Here is a 2,930-nt window from a genome sequence, read left to right on the forward strand (position 1 = left end):
TGGCTATGTCGGAGGGGTTCCACCCGTTCCCATCCCGAACACGGAAGTTAAGCCCTCCAGAGCCGATGGTACTCCGCGGGAAACCGCGCGGGAGAGTAGGTCGCTGCCGGATTTTTTTTGAAGGCCCCGAGTCCTCATGTACGTGAGGACTCGGGGCCTTCGCCTTTGCGGGCTCTTGGCGCTTCTGGGCCTGGGACTCTGCGTTGAGTTCGCCTCCGCGGATCCTTCTCGCGCTTCCCTTGAGCCCCAGCTCTGGCCTGGGGGCAGCTCGAAAGTGCGAGCGCGCCGGCTCCTCGCCTGGAGGGGCGCCAGCCTCATCCGGGTCGCATGTCGCAGGAAGTCAGCTCTCTGAGGCCAAGTGGCTGGAACTCTTGGAGAATCCGTGACCCGGTGTGGTTTGACTCACTGTCCGTGCTCCGTCTAAAGTCCCGGGTTCGTCCGGTTTTACACCCACGGCTCCTCCGGGGCGACGCTGTGGCCATCCGGGTGCGGGCGGATCCACGCAATGAAGAAGCCGACCTTATTTGGGAAGTACCTCCTCCTCGAGCGCATCAACGTTGGCGGCATGGCGGAGGTCTTCACGGCCAAGGCCTTCGGCGTCGAGGGGTTCGAGCGCATCCTCGCCATCAAGAAGATCCTCCCGACGATGGCGGAGGACGAAGAGTTCATCACGATGTTCATCGACGAGGCGCGGATCAGCGTTCAGCTGAACCACGCCAACGTCGTGCACATCCACGAGCTCGGCAAGCACGAGGACACCTACTTCATCGCGATGGAGTACGTGGCCGGGCGGGACCTGCGCACGCTCCTGGAACGCTACCGGCGGCGCAAGGAGATCATGCCCACCGCCCAGGCTGTCTTCATCGCCTCGAAGATGTGCGAGGGCCTCGACTACGCGCACCGCAAGAAGGACGCGCGCGGACAGGACCTGGGCATCATCCACCGCGACGTCTCTCCGCAGAACATCCTCATCTCGTACGAAGGCGAGGTGAAGATCATCGACTTCGGCATCGCCAAGGCGGCGAATCGCTCGCAGAAGACCCAGGCCGGCATCCTCAAGGGCAAGTTCGGCTACATGAGCCCGGAGCAGGTCCGCGGTCTGCCCATCGATCGCCGCAGCGATGTCTTCGCCGTGGGCGTCATCCTCTACGAGATGCTCACGGGCGAGCGGTTGTTCGTCGGTGAGTCGGACTTCTCCACGCTCGAGAAGGTGCGCAACGCGGACGTCCCCACGCCGCGGCAGTTCAACCCGAACGTCCCGGCGGGCCTCGAGAAGGTGATGCTCAAGGCTCTCGCCCGCGATGCCGAGGAGCGCTACCACTGGGCGTCCGATCTCCAGGAGGACCTGATGCGGTTCCTCCTGGCCGGCGATGCCATCTACTCGTCCAAGCACCTCTCGGGGTTCATGAAGGAGGTCTTCGCGGAGGACATCTACCGCGAGGCCGAGAAGATGGAGCGCTACGCCTCCATCGAGCGCCCGGAGCAGATCGAGACCTCGGGCGTCACCGGAGACATGGGCCGCTCGCCGCGTCGGCAGCAGGCCGCTCCCTCGGCTCCAGCCCCGAGTCGCGCGCCCACGGCGCCGGCTCAACCCGCCGTGCCCAGCGGCTACGTGCCTCCTGCCACCGAGGACGAGCTGGCGGAGCTCGACGGGGCAGGGGACAAGACGCAGATCGTCGATTCGTCCCTCGCCATGCGGCCGAAGGCCTCCTCCCAGGAGCCCTCGTCGAGTGTGCTCGTCGATAACAGCCTGACGGGTGAGTCCGACTATCCCGAGGACGCCACCCTTCCTCCCACGCCCCTCGGCAAGCTCCGTAACGGTGGCAAGCCGCAGGTGGTCATCGGGGATGTGGCGGAGGGCTACTCGGGTGCCACCGTCATCGGACCCGCTCCCACGGCACGTCCGGCCGCGGAGTCGCAGGTGGAGTCCAATGCCACCCGCGTCGGTCAGATCGAGTCGAATGGCACCATGGTGAGCCCGTTGTCCACGGGCCAGCGCATGCGGCTGGAGAGCGCTGAGGAGCTGGACTCCCCTTCGCACCAGGACCTGGAGCAGGAGGAGCCGCCGATGTCCGAGGACGAGACCTCGGACGACTACGACGCGCCTCACTCGCGGGGGCAGGGGAACGACGTCGAGGAACAGGAGGAGACGACCGGTCCCATCGACCTCGCTCCGGCCACCCAGAAGCCCACGTCCGAGAAGTCCAAGCCCGCGCCCGCGAAGGTGGCTCCTCGTGCCGCCGCGACCGGCAAGAAGCAGCCCCCGAAAGCCGTCCTCGGCGTGGCCGCCGCCGTCGCGCTGGTCGTGGTCATCGCCCTGGGCTTCGTGCTGTTCTCCGGTCCCGGTACCGGCAGCTTGATGATCTCCGTCCAGCCCACCGAGGGCGCGGAGATCCGGATCGATGGGCAGATCGTCGCCCAGAACCAGGTCATCCAGCTCCCCGAGGGCTCCCACAAGCTGACCGCCACCGCCCCGGGTCACCTGCCCGCTGAGCAGGTGGTCTCCGTCGTCAAGGGCCAGAGCCCCCAGGTGGTGTCCGTGACGCTGGATGCCGAGCCTCCCCCCGATTTCGAACCGACGGTGGCCAGGAACGAGCCTCCCGGCGGTGAGCCTGGCTCCGCGCCCACGGAGAACACTCCGCCCGAGAAGCCGGCGCAGCAGGCTGGCTCGACCAAGTCCGCCGCGGTGGAGCCGCCCAAGCCGACGACGTTCGTCGCGATGTTCTCGGGTGATGACAGCGCCGAGGTCGAGGTCGACGGCAAGCGCGTGGGCAAGACCCCTGACGCGAAGCTCGCCAACCTCACCATCGGCAAGGCCTACGCCTTCACCGTCAAGCGCGCTGGCTACAAGACCTTCTCCGGCAAGTTCCGCTCCAGCGGCGAGACGGAAGTCACCGTGCCCTTCAAGCTCGAGAAGGAGGAGCCGCCTC

The 2,930-nt window shown here is 66.7% G+C and carries 1 protein-coding gene and 1 rRNA gene; both read left to right on the top strand.

The features are described 5' to 3' along the window. Positions 1 to 112 (top strand): 5S ribosomal RNA (rrf, locus tag VF697_RS30595); the annotation flags it as partial. 393 nt (positions 113 to 505) lie between these two features. Continuing rightward, positions 506 to 2,930 (top strand): serine/threonine protein kinase (locus tag VF697_RS30600; protein ID WP_331100458.1); only part of this gene is annotated, 2,425 nt, incomplete at its 3' end.

This window comes from Archangium sp., from assembly GCF_036388035.1.
GTDB lineage: Bacteria > Myxococcota > Myxococcia > Myxococcales > Myxococcaceae > Archangium.